The following is a 237-nucleotide window of genomic DNA, read 5'->3' on the forward strand; positions in this document are numbered from 1 at the left end:
GGGAGGATCAGCCGACCGGACCTGCCGGTCGGCGAAGGGCCTTGTGAGGCGTCGATTAACGGCCGGCGTAGGGAGCGCCGTCGCCGTAGCGGGTCGAGGAGGACATCGCGACTTCCTGGTTGTCAGCGGAAGCGCCATCCGTGTGCGACTTGATCGATGCGGTGATCGACTGGTCGACGGCCGGCTGGCTGGCCTGGAGATCGGAACGGCCGAAGTTGGGGTTTTCAGCGAAAGCGG

General features: G+C 66.2%; 1 protein-coding gene. It reads right to left on the reverse strand.

Features of this window, described 5'->3' with window-relative positions; translation table 11 throughout:
• Positions 1–55 precede the first annotated feature (55 nt).
• Positions 56–237: hypothetical protein (locus tag ACOZKU_RS02050; RefSeq protein WP_421577452.1), on the reverse strand; the 182-nt coding region annotated here is incomplete at its 5' end.

Origin of the sequence: Shinella sp. M31 (genome assembly GCF_049199205.1) — a bacterium.
In the GTDB taxonomy this organism is placed as follows: domain Bacteria; phylum Pseudomonadota; class Alphaproteobacteria; order Rhizobiales; family Rhizobiaceae; genus Shinella.